The organism is Enterococcus sp. S22(2020), from assembly GCF_020295385.1.
GTDB classification, from domain to species: domain Bacteria; phylum Bacillota; class Bacilli; order Lactobacillales; family Enterococcaceae; genus Enterococcus_L; species Enterococcus_L dunnyi.
Map to the genome: position 1 here is coordinate 185,015 of NZ_JACFUD010000006.1, position 23,433 is coordinate 208,447.

At 39.7% G+C, this 23,433-nt stretch carries 20 protein-coding genes; 5 read left to right on the plus strand and 15 right to left on the minus strand.

Going from position 1 to position 23,433, the window contains the following annotated elements; all coding sequences use genetic code 11:
* Positions 1-2: 2 nt before the first annotated feature.
* The 4 genes from H3T55_RS13555 to H3T55_RS13570 are packed head-to-tail and all read right to left on the minus strand — an operon-like array spanning position 3 to position 3,831.
* Positions 3-1,319, minus strand: coding sequence for a GntP family permease (locus tag H3T55_RS13555; RefSeq protein ID WP_225534822.1), 1,317 nt, complete (start codon positions 1,317-1,319; stop codon positions 3-5).
* Complete coding sequence (locus H3T55_RS13560; RefSeq protein ID WP_225534821.1) at positions 1,319-2,509, minus strand: acetyl-CoA C-acetyltransferase; 1,191 nt, start codon at positions 2,507-2,509, stop codon at positions 1,319-1,321. Before H3T55_RS13560 ends, H3T55_RS13555 begins: the two co-directional genes overlap by 1 nt.
* A 13-nt stretch (positions 2,510-2,522) precedes the next feature.
* On the minus strand, positions 2,523-3,164 hold the full coding sequence (locus H3T55_RS13565) for a 3-oxoacid CoA-transferase subunit B (RefSeq protein WP_225534820.1): 642 nt from the start codon (positions 3,162-3,164) through the stop codon (positions 2,523-2,525).
* A complete protein-coding gene (locus tag H3T55_RS13570) occupies positions 3,148-3,831 on the minus strand; it encodes a CoA transferase subunit A (RefSeq protein WP_225534819.1) in 684 nt (227 codons plus the stop codon). Before H3T55_RS13570 ends, H3T55_RS13565 begins: the two co-directional genes overlap by 17 nt.
* Before the next feature lie 167 nt (positions 3,832-3,998).
* Between H3T55_RS13570 and H3T55_RS13575 the strand changes: the two genes are divergently transcribed.
* Positions 3,999-4,895, plus strand: a complete 897-nt coding sequence (locus H3T55_RS13575) for a LysR family transcriptional regulator (RefSeq protein ID WP_225534818.1) — start codon at positions 3,999-4,001, stop codon at positions 4,893-4,895.
* An 87-nt stretch (positions 4,896-4,982) separates the two neighbouring features.
* On the opposite strand, the gene H3T55_RS13580 is transcribed toward H3T55_RS13575, so the two are convergent.
* From H3T55_RS13580 to kdpF, 9 genes are all read right to left on the minus strand, one after another.
* Positions 4,983-5,924 (minus strand): NADP-dependent oxidoreductase, encoded by a 942-nt coding sequence (locus tag H3T55_RS13580; RefSeq protein WP_225534817.1) that lies wholly within the window; start codon positions 5,922-5,924, stop codon positions 4,983-4,985.
* 151 nt (positions 5,925-6,075) lie between these two features.
* Positions 6,076-7,359, minus strand: coding sequence for an ABC transporter permease (locus H3T55_RS13585; protein WP_225534816.1), 1,284 nt, complete (start codon positions 7,357-7,359; stop codon positions 6,076-6,078).
* Positions 7,360-8,040 carry an ABC transporter ATP-binding protein gene (locus H3T55_RS13590; protein ID WP_225534815.1) on the minus strand — a complete coding sequence of 227 codons (681 nt, stop codon included), beginning with the start codon at positions 8,038-8,040 and terminating at the stop codon, positions 7,360-7,362.
* Positions 8,041-8,334: 294 nt separating this feature from the next.
* Positions 8,335-9,033, minus strand: a complete 699-nt coding sequence (locus H3T55_RS13595; RefSeq protein ID WP_225534814.1) for a response regulator — start codon at positions 9,031-9,033, stop codon at positions 8,335-8,337.
* The gene (locus tag H3T55_RS13600) at positions 9,034-11,694 is read right to left on the minus strand and encodes a DUF4118 domain-containing protein (RefSeq protein ID WP_225534813.1); all 2,661 of its coding nucleotides are present in this window, start codon (positions 11,692-11,694) and stop codon (positions 9,034-9,036) included. It abuts the gene before it with no gap.
* A gap of 14 nt (positions 11,695-11,708) precedes the next feature.
* Positions 11,709-12,239, minus strand: a complete 531-nt coding sequence (locus H3T55_RS13605; protein WP_225534812.1) for a potassium-transporting ATPase subunit C — start codon at positions 12,237-12,239, stop codon at positions 11,709-11,711.
* 33 nt (positions 12,240-12,272) lie between these two features.
* Entirely contained in the window at positions 12,273-14,333 is a 2,061-nt protein-coding gene (gene kdpB, locus H3T55_RS13610; protein WP_225534811.1) for a potassium-transporting ATPase subunit KdpB, read from the minus strand.
* A 19-nt stretch (positions 14,334-14,352) separates the two neighbouring features.
* Positions 14,353-16,035 carry a potassium-transporting ATPase subunit KdpA gene (kdpA, locus tag H3T55_RS13615; RefSeq protein ID WP_225534810.1) on the minus strand — a complete coding sequence of 561 codons (1,683 nt, stop codon included), beginning with the start codon at positions 16,033-16,035 and terminating at the stop codon, positions 14,353-14,355.
* Positions 16,032-16,112: a K(+)-transporting ATPase subunit F gene (gene kdpF, locus H3T55_RS16775; RefSeq protein ID WP_087642151.1), complete on the minus strand. Its 81-nt coding sequence runs from the start codon at positions 16,110-16,112 to the stop codon at positions 16,032-16,034. The genes kdpA and kdpF overlap by 4 nt, the downstream gene beginning before the upstream one ends.
* Positions 16,113-16,296: 184 nt before the next feature.
* Here kdpF and H3T55_RS13625 point away from each other — a divergent pair, with 184 nt between their 5' ends.
* On the plus strand, positions 16,297-16,383 hold the full coding sequence (locus H3T55_RS13625; protein WP_140405355.1) for a type I toxin-antitoxin system Fst family toxin: 87 nt from the start codon (positions 16,297-16,299) through the stop codon (positions 16,381-16,383).
* A 125-nt stretch (positions 16,384-16,508) separates the two neighbouring features.
* Here the strand turns inward: H3T55_RS13625 and H3T55_RS13630 are convergent, their stop codons facing one another.
* Complete coding sequence (locus H3T55_RS13630) at positions 16,509-16,982, minus strand: glutathione peroxidase (protein WP_087642150.1); 474 nt, start codon at positions 16,980-16,982, stop codon at positions 16,509-16,511.
* 71 nt (positions 16,983-17,053) lie between these two features.
* Positions 17,054-19,393: a helix-turn-helix domain-containing protein gene (locus H3T55_RS13635; RefSeq protein WP_225534809.1), complete on the minus strand. Its 2,340-nt coding sequence runs from the start codon at positions 19,391-19,393 to the stop codon at positions 17,054-17,056.
* 189 nt (positions 19,394-19,582) lie between these two features.
* On the opposite strand from H3T55_RS13635, the gene H3T55_RS13640 reads away from it, so the two are divergent.
* The 3 genes from H3T55_RS13640 to H3T55_RS13650 are packed head-to-tail and all read left to right on the plus strand — an operon-like array spanning position 19,583 to position 23,356.
* Positions 19,583-20,776 carry a M20 family metallopeptidase gene (locus tag H3T55_RS13640; RefSeq protein ID WP_225534808.1) on the plus strand — a complete coding sequence of 398 codons (1,194 nt, stop codon included), beginning with the start codon at positions 19,583-19,585 and terminating at the stop codon, positions 20,774-20,776.
* A 2-nt stretch (positions 20,777-20,778) separates the two neighbouring features.
* Positions 20,779-22,176 (plus strand): MFS transporter, encoded by a 1,398-nt coding sequence (locus tag H3T55_RS13645; RefSeq protein WP_225534807.1) that lies wholly within the window; start codon positions 20,779-20,781, stop codon positions 22,174-22,176.
* Between the two features lie 34 nt (positions 22,177-22,210).
* Entirely contained in the window at positions 22,211-23,356 is a 1,146-nt protein-coding gene (locus H3T55_RS13650) for an ArgE/DapE family deacylase (protein WP_225534806.1), read from the plus strand.
* Positions 23,357-23,433 lie beyond the last annotated feature (77 nt).

A 23,433-nucleotide genomic window follows, 5' to 3' on the forward strand; every position in this document is an offset into this window, starting at 1 on the left:
CTTTAAAATAAAACAGCTAAAAGTAATGCTGCGATAAACGCGATGAAACTTCCTACTACAACAGATATAAACAAATTTTTGTACGTTTCTTTATGTGTCAATCCCGTCAATGCATACATCGACAGTAAAGCGCCGCATTGAGGCAGACAAGTCAATACACCTGAAGCAATCGCTGACATTCGATGGATGATCGCTGGGTCGATCCCCATATCGACATAAGGCTGGACAAAATTGTTCATTACGATCCCTAGCGCACCAGAAGATGAACCAGTTACACCTGCCATGGCGCCTGTCAAAATCGATAAACTGATCAACGGATTTCCAGGAATGCTTTGAATGCCCGCTAAAATCGTTTGAAACCCTGCTGCTGATGCTACTACAGAACCAAAACCAACAGCCGAAGCAGAAAAAATCGTTGGTGAAATCGCTCCTGTTGCCCCCAGATTTAGAACTTGTTTATGGCTTTCAATGTAGGGATGGAATACAGCAGCTGAAAGAATGATCGATACCGTAAGTGCTGGAATGATAATGTTGCTGACTTTAAAAAAGCTGCCGACAAAAATAATAATGATCAATGTTACCAACGGCAAAAGACTTATGATCAAGCTCGGTTGTTTTCCTTCTGTTTTTACGTCTTCTTTTTTCGCATACTTTTCATCGAAGGTCTCACCATTATTCAATGCTGTTTTAAGTTCTCTTTTCATACACCATAATCCCCAGATCGTCACTACGATCGAGGCAACAATGCCAAGGATAGGAGCTGCTGTCAAAGTAGTACCTAAAGTCATCGTTGGGATGACATTTTGAATAGCAGGTGTTCCCGGCATCATCGTCATCGTTACAGTTGCAACCCCTAAAAAATAAGGTGTGATGATCAGACGCCAAGGAATATTCAATTTTTCAAATAGATTTCTTGCCAAAGGAACGACCGCAAATAGAACAACGAATAAGCTCACACCACCATAGGTCAATAATAGGCTCATTAGAAAAATCGCCACCAAAACAGAATAAGGTTTTTCCGTCCCAGTCAATTTCAAAATACCATTTGCAATCGAATTAGCTGCACCGCTTTCTTCAATATATTTCGCTAACACAGACCCTAGTAGAAAAATAATAAAGAATGAGGAAACAAATCCTGATAACCCACCCATATATGAGTTTGGTCCTTTTAAAAGGCTATCCAAGATCGGCATTTGATTCGTCAGCATAACAAGTAAGGCACAAAGCGGAGAAATAACTAAAATATTGATGCCTTTCAATGACAAGTAAATAATTAGACCTGTCGCAAAAACAACCCCTGCAATCGCTAAAATTTCCATTAGTTGGACTCCTTTCGTTCAACGATCATCGATACACCCATGCCGCCGCCAACACATAATGTGGCTAGACCTGTTTTCGCTTTATTCGCTTCCAAGCCGTGTAACAGCGTGGTTAAAATCCGGGCACCTGAGGCTCCAATAGGATGACCTAATGCAATTGCCCCACCATAGATATTTGTTTTTTCTAAATCTAAACCAAGTTCTGCTGCAACTGTAAGTGATTGTGCCGCAAAAGCTTCATTCGATTCTACTAAATCAATTTCCTTGATGCACATGCCGATTTTATCAAGAGCTTTCCTCGTTGAAACAACAGGACCATAGCCCATAATATCAGGTTCCACTCCTTCAAAAGCATAGCTTTTGATTGTTGCCATATAAGAAATGCCAAGCGTCTCAGCTTTTTCTTTGCTCATCAAAAGCAGCATTGCTGCACCATCATTGATACCGGAAGCATTGCCGGCTGTTACAGTGCCATCTGCCTTAAAGACAGCTTTTAGATTGCCTAATTTTTCAAGTGATAGGCCTGTGCGAGGACCTTCATCTGTTGTCATATCAAAGGGAGCTTTTTTCTTTTGCTGTATAGTGATCGGTACGATTTCTTCTTCAAACTGATGATTTTCAATTGCTTTCAATGCCTTTTCCTGACTGTTCAACGCAAAAGCATCCTGTTCTTCACGGCTGATATGAAAACGTTCTGCTAAATTCTCAGCTGTGATTCCCATATGGATGCCGGAAAATGCATCTGTTAATCCATCAGATAATATCGTATCCGTTAATTGACTATGCCCCATTCTCATCCCCCAACGACTATCAGATGAAACATATCCAGCCTGACTCATACTTTCTGTTCCGCCAACTAAAACAACCTCTCGATCCCCAGATAAAATTGCCTGCACACCATTGATAACAGCCTTCATTCCTGAGCCGCAAACATTCCCAACAGTGGAAGCTGGTACTGAAAATGGTAATCCAGCGTTTACAGCAACTTGTCGAGCCACATTTTGACCTTTACCAGCAGATAAGACATTTCCGATGATGACTTCTTCGATCATTTCTTTAGATACGCCAGCTCTGACGATCAAGCCTTCCACAGCTTTCACACCTAAATCAACGGCTGAAAACGATGCTAGTGTACCGCCAAAGGTACCGATCGGCGTTCTCATCGCTGATACAACCACTACTTCTCTCATATTACTCTCTCCTTTAATTCAATAGTTCTGGAAGAATATCAAACTCTGCTTCAGTCGAAGCCTTGATTTCTTCTAAATTACTTCCTTCACAAATTTCAATAAGCGTTAAGCGATTTTCAATAAATTTGAAGACAGCCAGCTCTGTGACGATCATTGAAACCGCACCGCTGGCTGTGAGCGGTAATGTACATGCTTTTAAAATTTTTGGTTCCTTATTTTTAGTCATATGCTCCATCGCAATAATAACTTTTTTGGCTCCCGCTACAAGGTCCATAGCTCCACCCATTCCCGGAATCAGCTTACCAGGAATCATCCAGTTTGCTAAATTTCCATTTTGATCCACTTGCAGCCCACCTAAAACGGTGATATCGATATGTCCTCCCCGAATAAGAGAAAAGGAAGTCAGGCTATCAATAAATGTTCCGCCTTTGATAATTCCTGCTGGTGCACCACCGGCATTCACTAAAGTTGGCTCAATTTGATTTTCCAAAGGTTTGTCAATACCAACGACCCCATTTTCAGATTGTAAAAATACAGTAATGCTTGGATCGATGTAATTTGCGACTAATGTCGGCATTCCGATACCTAAATTGACCACATCACCATCTCTTAGTTCTTTCGCTACCCGCTTTGTAATTTTATCTTTTACCCGCATTGTTCTTCTCCTTCACCAAGATTTTATCGACAACCACAAATGGTGTCACGATTTCTTCTGGATCAAGCTCCCCCACTTCTACCAGTTCATCAACTTCAACGATCACTGTTTTTGCCGCTAATGCCATTACTGGATTAAAATTACGTGCTGCTTTTTGGTAAACAAGATTTCCTAAAGAATCTGCTTTATATGCTTTGATCAACGCAACATCGGCCGTCAATGGGGCTTCCAAAAGATATTTTTCCCCATCAACAGAAATAATTTCTTTGCCTTCTTCTACAATGGTCCCTAGTCCAGTTGGTGTCAGGAAACCGCCAAGCCCCGAACCGCCAGCATGGATCTTTTCGGCTAATGTTCCTTGCGGCACCAATTCTACCTCTATTTCTTTGTTGATCATTTGTCGACCTGTTTCAGCGTTCATCCCAATATGTGAGGCAATAACTTTACGAACTTTATGCTGCAACAATAAATGACCAATCCCCAATCTATCTTGATCATCGGAAGAAACACCAGTATCATTACTAATGATCGTTAAATCTTCCAGCTCACTTTCAGAAATCGCTCGAATCGCTGTGTCCGGAGTTCCCACTGACATGAAACCGCCGATCATGATCGTCTCTCCTGTATGAATTAAATTTATTAGATCTTTTTGATTTATCCTTTTCATAACTTCCTCCATCGCCTTTGATTAAAACGGTTGCATTTCCTTATACACTAATAATATCAATGCTTTTTTTTCTCGTCTAAGACTTTATTTTCATAACACCTATATGTTAAAGTTATAGGTATAGAATAGTTTATAGGAAGAAATATTTACTAAAGGAGGAGAATCATTTGGATATCAAGCAATTAAAATATTTTGTGACGATCGTCGATTCCGATAATAATTTATCTGCCGCGGCAAAAAAAATGCACCTTTCCCAACCTGCATTGAGTAAGATGATCAAAACGTTTGAAGAAGAAGAAAATGTCGAGTTGTTTATACGCAAACAAGGAAAACTTTCCGCTTTAACCGCTGTTGGGGAAACGTTTTACGAACAAGCCATCGAAGTCATTGCTTCTTATGAAGAAATGATGAAACAGCTCGAAGAAAAAAATCAGTTTTTGACTGGTAGTATCACGATCGGGATCCCGCCATTGATTCTTTCTCTGGTTTTTGCGAATTTTTTATCTCAGTTTATTCTAGAACATCCTGAGATAAGAATAAACATTGTCGAAGAAGGTGCGTATGAGCTAAAAAAAATGCTGCTGGTCAATGAAATCGATTTAGCTATTTTACTGCAGCCGACAGAATTAGTGAATATCGAGGAACATACGTTGGTAGAAGATGAGCTATATGCATTTATGAGTATCAACAATGCCTATGCTGAAAAGGAATGGATCACTTGGGAACAACTGGCAAAGGAGCCGTTGGCATTATTCAACGATACCTTCATGATCCATCATTTGGTCATGAGTTATTTTGACAAGCTAAATTTAAAGCCAATGATAAAAATCCAATCTGGTGCGTGGGATTTACTGCTGAAAATGACCTTTAATACAGCGTTTTTGACTATTCTGCCAGCTCCTGTCAAAGATTTCATTCAAGAACGGGATTACAAAGCTGTTCGAATCCAACATCCATTATCTTGGAAAGTCACTGTCTGTCGTCCAAAAAAGAAAAATTACTTAAATGTCGAAAAATTTGTTTTAAAAAGTATCTTAGAACATTTTTCTAAACCGAATAATTAAAAAAAGAGACCGAACTCTATCCTATAATGATCAGTAGAAGGTACCTTCTATTGATCATTATAGACAGAAATCTCAGTCTCTTCTTTTTTATTCACCCATTTTTATTACGATTTTTCCGACCGCATGATGAGTTTCGCTCAAAGCATGTGCATCATAAACACCTTGTCTTGAGAATGGGAAAACCTCTCCAACAACAGAAGTAACTTTCCCTTTTGCCATTAAATCAGCGATTTTACTCAACTGCTCACCGTTTGGTTGTAGCCAAATACCTTCCGCTAGAATATTTTTTTCTTTGGCAAGTTCTTCGTCTACGATCCCAACGATCGAAATCAAGCGTCCAGTATCAGCTTTTAAGACCTTGAAACTATTTTTTTGAACGTCGCCGCCCATCGTATCAAACACTAAATCGATATCCGATAAAACATCTGTAAAATCTGTTGTATGATAATCGATCACTTCATCTGCACCTAATTTGTTCAATAACTCATGATTTTTTTCACTAGCTGTTGTAATCACATAGGCACCTGCTTCTTTTGCTAATTGGATCGCATAAGTTCCCACGCCGCCTGCACCCGCATGGATCAAGACTTTTTCACCTTTTTTAAGATCGCCATGATCGAACAATGCTTGCCAAGCAGTCAGCCCTGCTAATGGCACAGCGGCAGCTTCTTCAAAGCTAATATTTTCAGGGATCGCTGCTAATAAATGATCATCGACGATCGTTTCTTCTGCATAAGTGCCAAAACGAGTGGTTTCAGGACGAGCGAAAACTTGATCGCCGACTTTCCACTCTGTTACAAGGCTTCCAACCTCAGTGATCACACCGGCAACATCCCAGCCTAAAATAATTGGAAATTCCCAGTCGAACATTTGCTTCAAATAGCCTTCTCTAAGTTTCCAGTCGATCGGATTGATCGACGTTGCATATTCCTTTACTAATACTTGATGTTCTTTTAATTCAGGTAAGGTAACCTCTTGTTCTTCTAAGACATCCTTACTGCCATATTGATTGATTACTACTGCTTTCATGATCGTTCCTCCGTTTTTCAACAAAATGTAAACTTAGTATACTCCTTTTTGTTTATTTAGGTAACTAATATGCTTACTAAAAGAAAGTAAAAAAAAGACAAAGCAAAATGAGCTGTTGTCTTTGCTTTGTCAATCGATTTTCTATTTATTTTTATTCATAACGTAAAGATTCGATTGGATCTAATTTGGCCGCTCTTCTTGCTGGTAATGTTCCTGCTAAGAAAGCAATTGCCATGATTACTAAGATAATCACGAGTGAAGACCCTGCTGAAAATTGGATCAGTGTAAATCCAGTCAATGCTTCTAAGAATGAATCTGCCGCGATTTGGTTCACTAGTGCGCCAACACCGACTGCTCCTAAAATTCCTAATACTGAGCCTAAGAATCCGATCAACGCTGCTTCTACACTGAAAATCGTAAAGACTTTACCACTACTTAATCCCATTGCTTTCATTAAGCCGATCTCTCTTGTGCGCTCTTGAACGGACATGTACAACGTATTGATGATCCCAAAGCTTGCTGCTAATAATGCAATCGCCCCAAACATTGTTAAGACTCCTGTAATTGCATTGATGATATTTCTGATCATACCGATTTCATCTTCCACGGTCGATCCAGTATAACCTGCTTTGTCCAAACGATCTTTAATTGCCGTAATGTCTTCTTTTGTACTATTTTTATCCGCAGCTGCAATGACCATTCCATATTGGTTTTGCATGTTTTCCGGCAGACCTTCTTCGTTGATTTCGACCAGTTTATCTACTAATGAGCGGTTCATCAATGACATACCACCTTGAATCAAGCTGGTATTACGAACGCCAACGATTTTTGCTTCAACCACTTTTTCTTCTCCGCCAAGCGTTGGAGCTGTTCCTAGTTTCACGGTTTTACCAACTGCGTCCTTACTTGATTTGAAGCCAAGTGATTTCACATATTCAGGTGCTAAATTGATTTCAAATGCTGTGCTGTCTTGAGAAACAGTTTTGCCCGTTTCCAGATCGATATTCATATCTTCCATCGTCGAACTTGCAGAAAATACATATTTTTCACCGTTTGTACCTTCGATATAATCGATCGTTGCAGATTTCATCGGTTCAACAGATTTGATCCCTTTAAGTTCTTTTATTTTTTCGACATCTTTTTCTGTCATTGCCTGTATTTGTGACATTGTGCTGGTCTTTTTATCTGGATCATATTTTGTAGGCTCATCGCTATTGCCCATGTTCATCTCCATTTTCGGCTGAACAAAAATCTGATTTTCTCCGCCGACACTGCCGACTTGCTTATCGATATAGTCATTCACACCAATATTGACCCCTGTTGTCAATGAGATAGTAAAAGCACCAATAAAAATTGCAACAATCGTCAGAATCGTCCGACCTTTGTTACGCATTAAGTTTGAACTTGCTGATTTTAAAATATCGCTGAATTTCATCTACTCATCTCCTCCTATGATCAAGCCGTCACGAACATGGATCTGACGATCACAGCGGGCCGCAAGTTCTGGGTCATGCGTTACAATGATCAGCGTGATGCCTTTTTTCTTATTCAGATCAAATAAAAGCTGTTCGATTTTATCTCCTGTCGCCGAATCCAGATTCCCCGTTGGTTCATCAGCAAAAATGATTTTCGGATTATTGACTAACGCACGCGCAATACAAACACGTTGCTTTTGTCCACCAGATAAGTTATTGGCTTTGTTATTGATTTTATCTTCTAAATCAACAGCTTTAAGTGCCTCAAGCGCCATTTTCTTGCGCTTACCACTAGAAATCCCACCGATTTTTAACGGCAGCATCACATTGTTTAAAACGGTATCTTTAGGGTTCATAAAGAATTGCTGGAAGACAAAACCGAATTGTTCATTCCTTGTTTTATCTAATTGTTTTTTACTGATGCTGGTAACATTTTGATTATTTAGTAAAATTTCACCGGATGTTGGCTTATCCAACAATGCAAGAATATGCATAAATGTTGATTTTCCTGATCCACTTTTCCCGATGATCGCTACAGATTCGCCTTCTTCAACTGATAGATCCACACCTTTTAAGGCATCGAATCTTGATTCGTTTCGTCCATAGCTTTTTTTTATGTTTTTAGCTTCGATTACAGACATTTTATCCCTCCATTTTTTGACTTACTGCTTGATTTAGTAAGTGATGACTTTTCCAGTTTTCCCTTTTTCCACATACAACCTCCTGCTACCCTTACTATTTTGAACTAAGTTACTTTTCTTGTCATGGTACCTTAGACCTATAAACAGATAGACTTTAGGTGGATATTGAAAAAACAACACAAAACAAGTCAAGTAACTGCTCTGTGTTGCTTTTTTCAATATTTTATAACATGGTGTTTCGATTCTCATTTCAGGTCATCAACCTTTTTTGAAGGCTTAGATTTTTATATTCTTTTAGTCGACCGCTTTTTTTGTCTCCAACATTCTGTAGCCGATTCCTATCTCAGTTAAAATATATTCCGGTTCTACTGGATTTTCTTCGATCTTTTTACGAATATTCGACATATTGACTCTTAGTGTCTGACTTTCATTGCTGTATGGTCCCCAAACTTTTTGAGAAATATAGGTGTGTGTCAAAACCTTTCCCATATTTTCACCTAAGACTTGGATGATCTTGTATTCGTTTGGCGTCAAGTGAATGATTTGTCCTCGTTTTGTCACTTGATGATGTTCAATATCGATACACAAATCTCCATTTATGATTTGTTTAACTTCTTGTGTATTCGAATGAGCCGCCGCATGACGCAAGGCTGTTCTGATCCTAGCCAAAAGCTCAGGAGTGCCAAACGGCTTGGTGATATAGTCATCAGCTCCAAGATCTAAGGCTTCTACCTTATGATCCTCATGATCCCGAGCTGAAATAATGATGATCGGTATAGAGGAGGCTGCCCGAATACTTTTCAATACATCCATCCCATCTTGATCTGGTAAGCCAAGGTCCAGCAAAATCAAATCGACAGGCCACATTCGATACGTCGACAAGCCTTCAAGAGCCGAGCGTGCGATATAGATCGTGTGTTTTTCTTTTTCTAAAACGGCGCCCATAAACTCTGCAATTACATCATCATCTTCTATGATTAAAATCGTTGCCATTTATAGTTGCTCCTTTCTTTCCAGCGGGAGTGTAAAGATAAAGAATGCGCCCCCTTGTGGTCGATTGCCGGCGTTTAGTGTCCCATCGTGTGCTAAGATGATCGTTTTTACAATGGATAATCCGATGCCCATGCCATTTTTTGAATCGACGGGTGTACTTTGCTGGCTCATTCCGCTGAATAGACCTTTCAGCTGTTCTGAAGTTAAGCCCTGTCCTTGATCTGCCACTTCGAATACAGCATCATTTTCAGCTAGTGAGACTGTCACAAAAATCGCTGATCGGCAATTGGAATGACGAATAGCATTTTCCATCAAATTAAAAAGCACTTGTTCGATCAAAATAGAATCCATCGGTACTAAAATAAATTCTTCTGGTAAAGAAACCTTGATCTCACTTGTTGGATAGCTTTTTCTAATTCGCTGAATCGCTGAAGCAACAACTTCTTCAACCGCTTCTTTACGTTTTGCGACTTTCATAGTTTCCTCATTGATCCGAGTGATCGATAATAGATTTTCTACCATACGAATCAACCAGTCTGCATCCTCTTTGATCCCAACCAGTAGTTTTTGTTTCGTTTCTGTAGGCAGTAAAGTGCTTTTATCTTCTGCAAGAATAGCTTCAACTGAGCCCGAAATCCCTGTGAGCGGTGTACGCAGATCATGTGAGATCGCCCGCAATAAATTCCCACGCATTCGTTCTTTTTCACTTTCAAATAAGATTTGCTGACGCTCTGAGGTGAGTATATTTTGTTCTAGGGCAAGTGCCAACTGTGTCGAGATCAACTCTAGGAAACTAATGATTTCATCCGTGATCGGGTTCTCTTTACTTTTTTCAATACCGATCACAGCTAAGGTAGCACCATTTGATAATACTGGTAGATAGAGTGCTTTAGCCCCCATCAATGTATCTGTTCCATAACCAGCCTGCTTTTGATTGACAAAGACCCAATTTGCGACTGCCAATTCTTCCAAACTTCTTAACGGCCCTTTGATCGGTGCGCCATTTGGTTCTTTGACTTCCTGTTCGTCATACAGCACGACTTCACGATCCAGCATGTTCGATAGATAGTCGGCAGTTGTTGCTAGAATTTCTTTTTGATCATGAGTTACTAAGTATTTTTTATTTAGCTCATATAAAATTTCCAACTGATGTTCACGTTTCATCGCATAAAAAGCCTGTTTTTTGATCTGCATCATCAAATTACTGACTAACAAAGCAACCAAAAGCATAAAAAAGAGGGTCAATGGGTAGCCTTGTTTATAGACTGTCAATGAATAAAGCGGCGCTACAAAAAACCAATTGAACATCAGCACACTAGCAATCGATGCTAGCGCTGTCCATAAATAACCTGTTGTAGCTCTAGCTACCAATAATACAAATAAGATGTAGATCAGAATCAGATTTTGGTCGCCAATATGAAAGTACGAACCTAATTCTGATAAAATAGTCGCCATCGCCAACAACCCCAGTGTCATATAAAAATCTTTCCAAGTGAAAACGGTATTCAGATTTTTTTTCTTTGCAGCATACTTATTCAAAAGATACTTATTTGACTGATAAGGCACTAAATGGATGTCCACATCTGGGATGAATGAAACAAGCTCATCTTCTAGATCCGGCCGATACAAGCGAATGAAACGAGAGCGATTGATGACTTTCCCCATCACAAGATCCGTGACACCGCGCATTTTGACATACTGGATGATCGTAGCTCTTTGATTATCACTTTCTAAAGTGACCACTTCACCGCCTAATTTCGTTGCTAATTTTGCGTTTTCTGACTCAGAATGCTCAGACAGATCTTCTAAAATTTCCAATGCGATCCACTCAGTTCCTAATGCTTGTGCTAATCGTGCGGTCCAACGTAAACATTTTTTTGTCATTTCAGGATTTTTCTCATCAATAACTGTTAGTAATTTAGAATGGATTCCTGTACTCTTTTGCGTTTCCTGTTGATTTGTCGTATTGATATGATCGGAGGCTTTACGTATGGCAAGTCCTCTTAACAGTGTGAGATTGTCCGAGGTAAAAAAGTTCGCCATCGCTTTTTTGGCATTTTCTGAATGATAGATCTTCCCTTGTTTTAAACGCTCTAAAAGCTCTTCTGTTTCAATATCAACGACTTTTAAAGCACTTGCTTCAAAAAAAGTATCTGGAACTGTTTCGGAAATATGAACACCTGTTACTTGTTCAACGATATCATTCAAGCTTTCGATATGCTGAACATTCACTGTCGTATAAACATCGATTCCAGCTTTCAATAATTCTTCAATATCCTGATATCTTTTTTTGTTGCGGGCGCCCACAGCATTTGTATGAGCCAATTCATCCACTAAAATAAGATCCGGCTTTTCTTTTAGAGCAGCATCTACATCAAACTCTCGAATCGTGATTCCTTTGTAGGTGTACTTTTTAGTCGGCATAATGGGAAGCCCTTTGACCAAGGCTTCTGTCTCAGGTCTAGCGTGAGGTTCTACATACCCCACGACGACTGTCTTTCCTTCTGCTTGTTGCTCATGCGCTTCTTTCAGCATAGCATAAGTTTTTCCTACCCCTGCAGCATAACCGAAGAAAACCTTCAGTCTACCAGACCTCAGGCTTTGTTCGTTTTTCTTCCATTTCTCTAATAAGTATTCTGGATCTAACCGTCCCTCAGTCACGTTGATACCATCCTTTATTTAGCCTCATCCAGCATTTGATTGACGCCTAACACATTGATCCGTCTTGAGTCTGCTGGTCCGATTTTGAGCCCCGTGATATTTTGTTTGATTATATCACGGACCTCTTCTTTTTTCATCGTTCTCGCTGAGGCGATTCGTGAAACCTGAAGCATTGCAGCATCGAGCGAGATTTCTGGATCAACACCACTGGCTGAAGCGGTGACTAATTCGATCGGTACTTCTTTTGAATCTGCTTGTTCAATTCTTTCATCAATCAATTTTTGTTGTTCTTTTGAAACTGGCGAAAGCTGACTGACTGTCGTTGGTCGTCCATGTAAATATTTATCTGCTGAAAACGCTTGTCCAATCAATTTGGAGCCGATGATCTGCTTTTCCCCTGCTTTTTCTGTTTTTACTAAACTGCCGTTAGCCTGAGATGAAAAAAGCACTTGACCGACCGCAGTGACAGCTGCTGTATAAAACACACCGCACAATAAGGTGAATACTACGAGACTCTTTAATGAGGCAATCATTGTTTTTTTCACTGTTTTTTCTCTCCTCTTTATATAAACTACGAACTAATACAATAAAAACGTGAGACAAAGGTCGATCAATTTGATCGCAATAAACGGCGCGACTACTCCGCCTAAACCATATACCAGCAAGTTGTGACGCAGTATTTGACTGGCTGGTTTTTCTTTATACGGAACGCCTTTCAATGCAAGAGGGATCAACGCTACAATGATAAACGCATTATAGATGATCGCTGATAAAATAGCCGTTGTCGGATTTGTCAGTTTCATGATATTCAGTGCTTCTAAAGAAGGATAAATACTGAAAAATAAAACAGGGATGATCGCGAAATATTTTGCGATATCATTGGCGATGCTAAAGGTCGTCAATGCACCGCGTGTCATCAACAGCTGTTTACCGATCTTAACAATACTGATCAATTTCGTTGGACTGGAATCCAGATCGATCATATTACCGGCTTCTTTAGCCGCTTGCGTCCCTGTATTCATCGCAACAGCAACATCTGCTTGAGCAAGCGCCGGTGCATCATTTGTCCCATCTCCAGTCATGGCAACCAAGTGTCCTTTTTCTTGGTAATCACGGATCAAGCTCATCTTATTTTCCGGTGTTGCTTCTGCCAGAAAGTCATCTACACCAGCTTCTGCAGCAATTGCTGCAGCAGTCATCGGATTGTCCCCTGTGATCATGATCGTTTTGATCCCCATTTTACGTAGATCATCAAATTTTTCTTTTACTCCGTTTTTGACGATATCTTTCAAATAAATCACGCCAAATACTTGATTGTTTTTAACAACAACTAACGGTGTTCCGCCTTCGTTGGCTACACGTTGGACGATCTGATCACATTCTTCAGGGTATTGATTGCCTTTTTCTTCCACATAATTTTTCATTGTATCAGCCGCACCTTTACGGATTTCATCCCCTTGATAATCGATGCCGCTCATTCTAGTCTTAGCGGTAAATTCAATAAATTCAACGTCTACATGATTAAGCTCACGTCCGCGGATATCAAATTTTTCCTTTGCTAAAATGACGATGCTTCGCCCTTCGGCTGTTTCATCTGCTAAAGAAGAAAGCTGTGCTGCATCCGCCAGTTCATATTCAGACACTCCTGCCACAGGGATAAATTCACTAGCGCGACGATTCCCTAAGGTGATCGTTCCTGTTTTATCTAGTAATAAAATATCCACATCTCCAGCCGCTTCGATTGCCCGTCCGCTCATGGCGATCACATTTTCTTTATTCAAACGGCTCATGCCCGCGATCCCGATCGAAGAAACTAATGCACCGATCGTTGTCGGCGCCAAGCATACCAATAATGCGATGATCACAGTCAATGCTAATGCAGAGCCATTTCCAACCAATTCACTGGAAAATTTAGTAAATGGCAGTAAAGTAGCCGAAACAACAAGAAAAATAATCGTCAACATGATCAAAATGATTTGCAAACCAATTTCATTTGGTGTCTTTTTACGTTCGGTTCCTTCCACCATAGAAATCATTTTATCTAAAAAAGATTCGCCATTTTCAGCTGTTACTTTGATCACCAAATAGTCAGAAACGACCGTTGTCCCTCCTGTTACTGCACTTCGGTCACCTCCTGATTCTCTGATCACTGGTGCTGATTCTCCTGTGATCGCACTTTCATCAACAGAGGCAGCTCCATCGATCACATCGCCATCCATAGGAATTTGTTCATTTGCGCAAACGTAAACGAGGTCGCCTTTTTTCAGCTCTGATGATTTGACCTCGCTGAATTTTTTCAGCTCAGCGTCTTCTACTGAAGCAACTTTATGCGCAATGACATCTTTTTTTGCCTGCTTTAAACTTTCTGCCTGAGCCTTGCCTCTTCCTTCTGCGATCGCTTCAGCAAAATTTGCAAATAAAATCGTCAACCATAAAATCAATGCGATCGCTAGAATAAAGAATGGTTCTGTGTCTGTGTATCCTGTAAAAGTCAAAATATAAAGAACGGTCGTTAGCATTGCGCCGAGGTAAACAACCAACATGACAGGATTTTTTATTTGAACAGCGGGAGCTAATTTTTTAAAGGAAGACCGCAAAGCGTCTAAATAGACGGTGCGTTTACTTTGTGTTTTTTTCAATTTTTTCCCCTTCTTTGCTTTATTTAGTTATGAAATGTTCAGCGATCGGACCTAATGCCATTGCTGGTAAAAAGCTTAGTGCTCCTACGACTAAAATCACGATGATCAGCATCGTCACAAAGGTCGCATTCGTTGTTGATAATGAGCCTGATCCTGTGGCAACGATTTTCTTTTTCCCTAAATTAGAGGCCAAATAAATCACTGCCAACATAGGAATAAAACGAGATAGGATCATGATCACACCACCTAGCAAATTCATAAATGGCGTATCTACAGTCAATCCGGCAAATGCACTTCCGTTATTATTTGCTAATGAAGAAAAGGCATAGAGGATCTCTGAAAATCCGTGAGGGCCCTGATTGCCTAACCAGCTCATTGCCTGAGGATTCAAAATAAACAGCATTGTTCCAATCAAGGTCAATAACAGCGGAGTCAAAATCACTAAGCAAACCATTTTCATATCAAAAGGCTCGATTTTTTTCCCTAAATATTCGGGTGTTCGTCCAACCAATAAACCTGCAATAAAAATGGCTAGTAAAATAAAGACGATCATGCCATAAAGTCCACTGCCAGCTCCGCCAAAGATGATTTCACCAAGCTGCATCAAAAACATCGGCAGCAAACCGCCCAGCGGTGTGAAACTGTCTAGCATCGCATTGACCGAACCATTTGACGCAGCAGTCGTACTAACAGCCCATAAACTTGACCAACCAATACCAAAACGTGTTTCTTTTCCTTCAAGGTTCATTTGACCGATCACTTGCTGAAACTGCGGTCCGTAATATTCACTCAAGGTCACACCGATCAAAGCTGCGATCAAAAAACCAAGAGACACGATCATGATCGTTCTGCCTTGTTTCCAATCCTTGACGAATAATCCAAAAGCAACGATCAAAGCAGCTGGTATCAGTAAAATAGAAATATTTTCAATAAAATTACTGATCAAATTAGGGTTTTCAAAAGGATAAGCAGAGTTCCCACCATAGTAGCCGCCACCATTTGTTCCTAATTGTTTGATCGCAACTTGACTGGCTACAGTTCCCAACGGTAAAAATATCTTTTCTCCAGGCTCTAAACTCGTTGTTTCAACCGATCCAGCAAAGGTTTGAACAACACCTTGAGAGATCAAAAGGAGCGATACGATAACAGAGAGTGGTAATAATACATATAAAATGATTCTCGTTAAATCTTGCCAGAAGTTTCCAATCTGCTTCGTTGTCCGATTCACAAAACCACGAAGTAAAACAAATAAAACGGCAATTCCCACACCAGCAGAAACAAAATTCTGAACGGTTAAGCCAAATGCCTGACTAAAAATCGATAATGATTCTTCTCCTGCATACGCCTGCCAGTTCGTATTTGTTACAAAGCTTGCCGCTGTATTAAAAGCAAGGGATACGTTCATTCCTGGCATCTTCTCTGGATTTAGCGGTAAAAATCCCTGTGTCACAAGCATACCCATCAGCAGTAAAAACGAGAACAAACTGAAAAACAGGACACTTGCACCGTATTGTTTTGCGGTCATCGCTTTTTGTGCCGGACTGCCTAAAAACTGATATATTTTTGTCTCAACTGGCGCAAGTATCCTTGTCATAAATGTTTTCTGTCCAGTCATGACCTTATTCATATAAACACCTAATGGAATCGCTAACCCTATCAGCACAATAAAAAAGAAGAACTGCTGTATCAAAATAGTACTCACTGTTGATCCCCCCAAAGTAGTTGGTAAAATAAATAAATAAGCAATAACGCTGCGATAATACCAGAAATAATCGTCATCAAAATTCCTCTCCTTCATTTGATAAAAAAATGATATCAGTTTTTATATAAAGATAGTGTTAAAGTGGAAGGATTTTCTTTATAGAATCTTTATACGTGAAGAAGAACCTATTTATCCGTATTTATGCGTATTTTATTTTGTCGCCTTTTCTTACAGTTTTGCGACTGAAAGGAGGTGTGCTTGATGTTATTGGCATTTCTTTGTCCACTTCTTGTCGGGATTTTGCTTGCTCTATTCGAGTATTGGTTAAATAACAGAAAGAAGAAGTGAAAATAGGCGACAAAAAAAGACCCCCTAGAGTCCCAACCTCTAGGGGGTTTGTGTACTTGATGTTTTTGGCTTTCAAAGGTAGTATACCATGATCAGCATTTAAACATCAAGAAGAATGTTATATTTTACATTAATTTCTCAATATCCCCAGCGATTTTCTCTGGTTCTACTGTTGGTGCAAAACGCTTCACGACCTTGCCTTCACGATCAACTAAAAACTTCGTGAAGTTCCATTTGATCGCTCCACCTAAAAGTCCGCCTTTTTCGCCTTTTAAAAAAGCATATAATGGGTCAGCATTTTCACCATTCACATCGATTTTTCCAAATGTTTCAAAGGTCGTTTGATACGTCAATTGACAAAAATCGCTGATTTCCTGATTCGTTCCTGGCGCTTGATGCCCAAACTGATTACAAGGAAAATCCAGAATTTCAAATCCTTGCTCTTTATACTCTTTATATAATTTTTCTAATCCCTCATATTGTGGAGTAAAACCGCAGCCGGTCGCCGTATTGACGATCAACAGGACTTTCCCTTTGTATTTCTCTAGCGAAACTGTATCGTTGTCAGTCGTCTTTACTTGATAGTCATAAATACTCATCCTCTATCATCCTCTCTATACTCTTTTCTAAATACTAGCTAGTCAAAAGGGATTCGTCAAGAATACACGCTTCAATAATAAATCGGAGTCATTTCCAGCAAAACGATGCCGTTCGTATCTAATGTTACAAAGTAAAGAAAGGTTTCTTGAATGTGTACATCAAATACTCTCATCTTAGGCCGACTTTTATTCATAATATATTCCTGTGCTTCCAGATCAAGTGACGCCGCATTTTTAAATTCTTCATAAGTATAAAATAATGCGCCATTGTAGCGATTAAACTCAATTTGCTTGACCTGATATTGTGCAGGCTTGATTTTCGATAGATCCAGTTCGATATTTACCGAATGACTTTTTAAGAAAGCTTCCTCCGTAGAAAGGTGCGGGTCAAAATAATTAGTATTGAACAGCAATAGCTGATATTTCCCATTGCTATGTGTCATTATATACTCTTCTCCTGCCGCTACAACAGTTCCACCCAGTCGACGTGCTAGCCATAAGCAAAAATACACTGGACGTTTGCCGCTATGATAATGAAAAAGTTCCAAGCCATCATTTTTCAACGGACGATTTTGAGTGTTGACCTCATATAGATCGATATTCAGCCAAAAACCATAGCCCTGTAGTAATGGCGTCAACATCAACAAATCTTTTAGAATGATCGCTCCTCTAAAGAATGTACCGTTACTGATACGCGTCATTCCTGTCAATGTATTCCACTCCGTTAAATATAAGGGTAATTTCACGTCAAACTCTTTCATGAGATGCTTGATATAGAATGTTTTATTCAGCACATATTGATGATAATTCTTCAAATCGGGAAACGTGCTGTCTAAATTCCTAAACACATAATTCGGTTCCGCCGAAAACGAAACAAATTTACAAAAAGGAGCAATTTCTTTAAAGAAAAATCGGAATGAGCTCAACTCATCATATTCAAAAAACGGATCATCTAAAGACAATTCTGCGCCTATTTCAATTTCTGGAAATTGGCTATCTATGATTTTCTTCAGCTCCAAAAATTCAGAATGATAATTGTCTGTCTGTTGCTCTTCAAACCGGCAATTGATTTTCCAGTGTGTCAACATCTGTTTACCGAACGTACTTTGAACATGTCTGAAAAATTTACGATAATTTTCTCGTTCATAGGCACCCATTGCCCTGAACTTTGGCAATGATAGTTGAAAAAATAGGCGGAATCGATGTTCATTCAAAAATGCCAATATACAATCCAGCTTTTCAAAGGCTGGAAAAGAATTCATTCCAGCTTCTTGATGAATCTGAACGGTCAGCGGCAACTGAGCATATAAGGAATGCACACTGATGTAATCGATTCCTATTTCTTCATTCAATTCAATAAGCTCTTCTTGCACCTTTTTCAACGCTAAATTTTCCAGAGTACCGACCTTGATGATCACTTCTTTCTTTTGATAATCTGTCACTGTTTTTTCACAAGTAATCTGTAATTGCTTAGTTTTTAATGAAAGCTCAGAGCTCTGAGCTTCTTCTAACGTCGTCTGAAGATAACTGTATAATGGGGGCAAAATTTCTTTGATCGTTAAATCAGTAGTAGATGCTTTCAAATGCAGCGTTGGGCTGACTTCTTTTTTAGCTAAATGGGTGAAACGATAGTCTGTTGGCGACACCTGAAAAAGCTTCTTGAACTGTTCCCGATAGGTCTTACTGCTATGAAACCCTACATCAAGAGCAATTTGTTCAATACTTTTTTTCGTATAAAGCAGCTCTGTTAAGCTATGCTTGACCGCAAGTGATCGAACATAATGGGAAAAATAATCACCTGTTTCCTTTTTAAAAAATTTGGATAATGTCGGTTCTGACATAAAAAAGTGCTCTGCCGTCTCTGCTAAAGACACTCCTCTCTGATAATTATTTTCAATATATTCCAAGATATCTCTCAATGTCTGATTTTCTGAATGTAGCGCCGTACTCTCTTCTTCCCTTTGAAAATTGTGTACCAAAGACAAAATAATTTGGGTCAAGTATAACGAAGCTTTTAATTGCTTAGCGGATTCCTCACTGAATTTGACTAAACATAACTCAGCGATCTGTCTTCTTAAGGATAAAACCGCATGCAATTTCCCATATTCTTTTTGCTTGGGGCGACAATCAAAGTACGTGTAGAAAAAAGCTGGAAACTGGGAAGCAAAGAACAGACTATTGATAGTCAATTCAATATAAAAACAGGATTCATGTGTCTGTCTACTCAAGACAAAATAATCACTGGCATTGATCACAAACAGTTCTCCAGCTTGGATCGTTTCGCTTTTTTCTTCTATCGTAATCAACAATTCCCCTTTTAAAACGAGCAGAATCGTTGTTTCTTTGGCTAACTCTTGTCTTTCGTCAGTCAATTGATGATAACGAACGCGATAATTTTCATTTGCAATCATTTGTTTGCTCCTTTATCAGATTTCTCTAATATTGTAGCACATTTCAGAAAATATCGTTCTTTAACAAGTTGTTTATTTTCTCATATTTTGTTTAATAAAAATTATCCTGAATTTAAGAAAATATCCGCATTGTCTTAGTCAAAAATAGGTATAAACTATGGAGTGTATTTGAAAGGAGATTCACAAAGAATGGATATTAAAACCCAATTATTTACGTTGCTTCAACAAAAAGAAGCTGAAATGATCAAGATTCGCAGACATTTTCACGAGAATCCAGAATTATCATTTCATGAAACCAAGACTGCACAATATATTGCTGACTTTTATGCGGGCAAAGATTGTGAAGTAAAAACACATATCGGCGGCGGAAATGGTCTTTTAGTCGATATTCATGGCGGTAAAAAAGGACCTGTTTTGGCGATTCGAGCAGATTTTGATGCTTTGCCGATCCAAGAAGATACAGGTCTGGATTTTTCCTCTAAGACTGATGGCGTGATGCATGCCTGTGGTCATGATGGCCATACCGCTTACATGATGATTCTAGCAGATTCTTTGATCGAGCTGAAAGATCAGCTGCCTGGTACGATCCGAATCATTCATCAACCTGCTGAAGAAGTTCCGCCAGGCGGAGCCAAAGGAATGATCGAAGCCGGTTGTTTAGACGGTGTGGATCATGTTTTGGGTATCCATGTCATGAGTATGATGCCTTTAGGAGATGTCCTTTATCACAAAGGCTCTGTTCATACCGGCCGTGCAACCTTTAAAGTCGTTTTACAAGGAAAAGGTGGGCATGGTTCAACACCTCAGGATGCAAACGATACGATCGTTGCTGCTTCACAATTCGTGACTGCTGTCCAAACGATCGTCAGCCGCCGCATCGATCCTTTCGATACAGCCACTGTAACGATCGGTTCATTTGATGGCAAAGGGTCAGCGAATGTAATCAAAGATTCCGTTACTCTTGAAGGCGATGTACGGATCATGAAGGAAGAAACACGTGGAATCGTTGAAAAAGAATTTAAACAAATTTTAGATGGTGTCTGCAAGGCGTTTGGTATTGAGTACGATCTTGATTATGCCAATGATTATCCTGTTTGTGTCAATGATGAACAAACAACTGAAATGGTCGCAGCAGCACTTACAGAAGCGCAAATTCCCGAAATCAAACATTTAGTAGAATGCGGTCCGCAAACACCTTCTGAAGACTTCGCTTATTATGCTAAAGAACGTCCAAGTTGTTTCTTTTTCGTTGGCGCGCACAAAGAAGGCACGCCGATGTATCCACATCACCATCCAAAATTTTATATCGATGAAGACTGCTTGCTGATCGCAGCAAAATCAATGGGGGCAGCCGTTTTACATTACTTATCTGAAGGAGTTTAATCATGAAAGCAACAACACATACAGCAGAAACTGCAGCATATAAAGGAACAAATAAATTATTAGTTGGGATCGTTTTGAGCGTATTGACCTATTGGTTATTCGCTCAATCGTTACTCAACATGGCTCCGGATGTTCAGCGTGACTTAGGGGTTTCATCAGGTATTTTAAGCATTGGTATTTCTATGACGGGGTTATTCTCCGGTATCTTTATCGTCGTTGCCGGCGGTTTAGCCGATAAATTAGGCAGAATGAAATTGACGTATATCGGTCTGATTTTAAGTGTGATCGGATCAGGTGCATTAGTCGTGGCCCATGGTCCAGCGTTATTTATCGGTGGTCGTATTTTACAAGGTTTGTCCGCTGCTTGTATCATGCCGGCGACAATGGCTTTAGTAAAAACGTATTATGAGGGAAAAGACCGCCAACGGGCACTAAGCTACTGGTCGATCGGTTCTTGGGGCGGTTCAGGCTTTTGTTCTTTCTTCGGCGGAGCGATCGCTAGTTCTTTAGGTTGGCGCTATGTATTTGTTTTTTCAATCATTATTTCTATTATCAGCGCACTATTGATCTTCGGTACTCCTGAAAGCAAAGTCGAAACAAACAGCAACAGCAAGTTCGATACAGTTGGTTTGCTTCTCTTTATTATTTCAATGGTCGCTTTGAATATCGTTGTTTCTAAAGGTTCTGAATTAGGCTGGGCCAGTCCGATCGTCTTGATTTTAGCTGTCATCGTAATAGCTGGATTGATCGCCTTTTACAGAGTTGAACAAGCGATCGACAACAGTTTCGTAGAATTTTCACTCTTTGAAAACCGCGGCTATCTCGGTGCGACGATCTCAAACTTCTTATTAAACGCTGTCGCTGGAACATTGATCGTTATTAATACGTATGTCCAACAAGGACGCGGCCTTTCTTCAGCTAAAACAGGAATGCTTTCTATTGGTTATCTTTGCTTAGTGTTGATCACGATCCGTATTGGGGAAAAATTATTGCAAACGATCGGAGCTAAAAAACCGATGCTTTGGGGAACCATTCTCTCAGGTGTAGGTGTTGGTCTGATGGCGTTGACCATGATCACAGGTACAGCTTATTTTGTCCTTGTTTTTATCGGCTATAGCTTGTTTGGTATGGGACTTGGTATGTATGCAACACCGTCTACCGATACAGCGATTTCAAGTGTACCGAATGAAAAAGCAGGAGTAGCATCCGGTATTTACAAAATGGCCAGCTCTCTAGGCGGCGCACTCGGCGTAGCAATTTCTGCAGCTGTTTATAACGGTTTGAGCGCATCAGGGAATTACACATTAGGTGCCACAGGCGGACTACTAACGAATATCCTGTTTTGTGTATTAGCACTAGGCTCTATTCTTTTTATCATTCCAAAAGAAAAACGTAATTAAATTAGTCTTATTTCATAAATTGGAGGAAATACGAATGAACAATCAAGAAGCATTACAATTATTAAAAGAAGTCGTTCAAATCAAAAGTATTTTAGGAGAAGAAAAGCAAGTGGCTGACAAGCTTGAAGCGCTATTCAACTCCTATGATATTCCTTGTGAGCAAGTGACTTACAGTGACGGACGAAGCCAGTTGGTCGCTACGTTGAAAGGCACTGCACCTGGTCCTGTTTTAGGCTTTTCTGGTCATATGGATGTCGTGCCTGTCGGAGAAATCCCTTGGGATGAAGATCCATTTGCAGCAGTTGAAAAAGATGGCTTGCTTTACGGCCGAGGCACTTGCGATATGAAATCAGGTCTGATAGCAGCAGTTGTAGCTATGATCCGTTTAAAAGAGGCGGGCAGTCAGTTTAAAGGTAGTATCAAACTCTTAGCGACGGTTGGGGAAGAAACAAGCGCGATCGGATCAGGACAATTAGTCGATGAAGGCTATGCTGACGATCTTGATGCCTTAGTCATTGGTGAACCAACAAATGTAGAAATCGGTGTGGCTCATAAAGGTGCTTTATGGCCTCGAATCACAACTTACGGAAAAACAGCGCACGGTTCTATGCCTGATCAAGGTGTCAACGCAATCGAACATATGCTTTTGGTATTAAATGCATTTAAAAAAACCTTTGATTTCTCTAAATCTGTCGATGAATTAGTGGGCGCATCTACTTCTAGTCTGGACATTATCAACGGTGGTAACGGCACCAATGTTGTTCCCGATAAATGTACAGTAGAAATCGATATCCGCACGATCAAAGCACAAAATCACGCTGAGTTAAAACAACAATTCAACGATATGTTGGCCAAACTGACTGAAACTGTTCCGGGATTTAAAGCAGAAATCGAGTTCATTAACGATTTACCTTCAATGAGAACAGAGCTTGATAATCCATTTACCGTCTTGGCACAAGAGGTTGTCTCTAAAGTAACAGGTAAACCTGCGAAGACCTTCGGCATGACTGGCTATACAGATGGTTCACAATTTGGACGAGTAGAAAAAGATTTTCCTATTTTGATCTTAGGTCCTGGTGAAACAAAATATGCTCACCAGCCAAATGAATTTGTAAATATCGATGACTTTTACCAAATGATCACGATCAATGAATCGATTGCTAAAGAGTATTTGAAATAGAGTGAAACAAGGCCGAGACAAAACTAAAAAAAGTTTTGTTCCGGCCTCTAAATTCTTCGAATAAATGGTGAGAAAAA

Excerpts from the sequence above, each read along its gene's own strand:
- H3T55_RS13555 (WP_225534822.1), bottom strand. The coding sequence starts at position 1,319 with ATGGAAATTTTAGCGATTGCAGGGGTTGTTTTTGCGACAGGTCTAATT.
- H3T55_RS13560 (WP_225534821.1), bottom strand. The coding sequence starts at position 2,509 with ATGAGAGAAGTAGTGGTTGTATCAGCGATGAGAACGCCGATCGGTACC.
- H3T55_RS13565 (WP_225534820.1), bottom strand. The coding sequence starts at position 3,164 with ATGCGGGTAAAAGATAAAATTACAAAGCGGGTAGCGAAAGAACTAAGA.
- H3T55_RS13570 (WP_225534819.1), bottom strand. The coding sequence starts at position 3,831 with ATGAAAAGGATAAATCAAAAAGATCTAATAAATTTAATTCATACAGGA.
- H3T55_RS13580 (WP_225534817.1), bottom strand. The coding sequence starts at position 5,924 with ATGAAAGCAGTAGTAATCAATCAATATGGCAGTAAGGATGTCTTAGAA.
- H3T55_RS13585 (WP_225534816.1), bottom strand. The coding sequence starts at position 7,359 with ATGAAATTCAGCGATATTTTAAAATCAGCAAGTTCAAACTTAATGCGT.
- H3T55_RS13590 (WP_225534815.1), bottom strand. The coding sequence starts at position 8,040 with ATGTCTGTAATCGAAGCTAAAAACATAAAAAAAAGCTATGGACGAAAC.
- H3T55_RS13595 (WP_225534814.1), bottom strand. The coding sequence starts at position 9,033 with ATGGCAACGATTTTAATCATAGAAGATGATGATGTAATTGCAGAGTTT.
- kdpF (WP_087642151.1), bottom strand. The coding sequence starts at position 16,112 with ATGACGATTATTTCTGGTATTATCGCAGCGTTATTGCTTATTTATTTA.
- H3T55_RS13625 (WP_140405355.1), top strand. The coding sequence starts at position 16,297 with ATGTTATTGGCATTTCTTTGTCCACTTCTTGTCGGGATTTTGCTTGCT.
- H3T55_RS13630 (WP_087642150.1), bottom strand. The coding sequence starts at position 16,982 with ATGAGTATTTATGACTATCAAGTAAAGACGACTGACAACGATACAGTT.
- H3T55_RS13635 (WP_225534809.1), bottom strand. The coding sequence starts at position 19,393 with ATGATTGCAAATGAAAATTATCGCGTTCGTTATCATCAATTGACTGAC.
- H3T55_RS13640 (WP_225534808.1), top strand. The coding sequence starts at position 19,583 with ATGGATATTAAAACCCAATTATTTACGTTGCTTCAACAAAAAGAAGCT.
- H3T55_RS13645 (WP_225534807.1), top strand. The coding sequence starts at position 20,779 with ATGAAAGCAACAACACATACAGCAGAAACTGCAGCATATAAAGGAACA.
- H3T55_RS13650 (WP_225534806.1), top strand. The coding sequence starts at position 22,211 with ATGAACAATCAAGAAGCATTACAATTATTAAAAGAAGTCGTTCAAATC.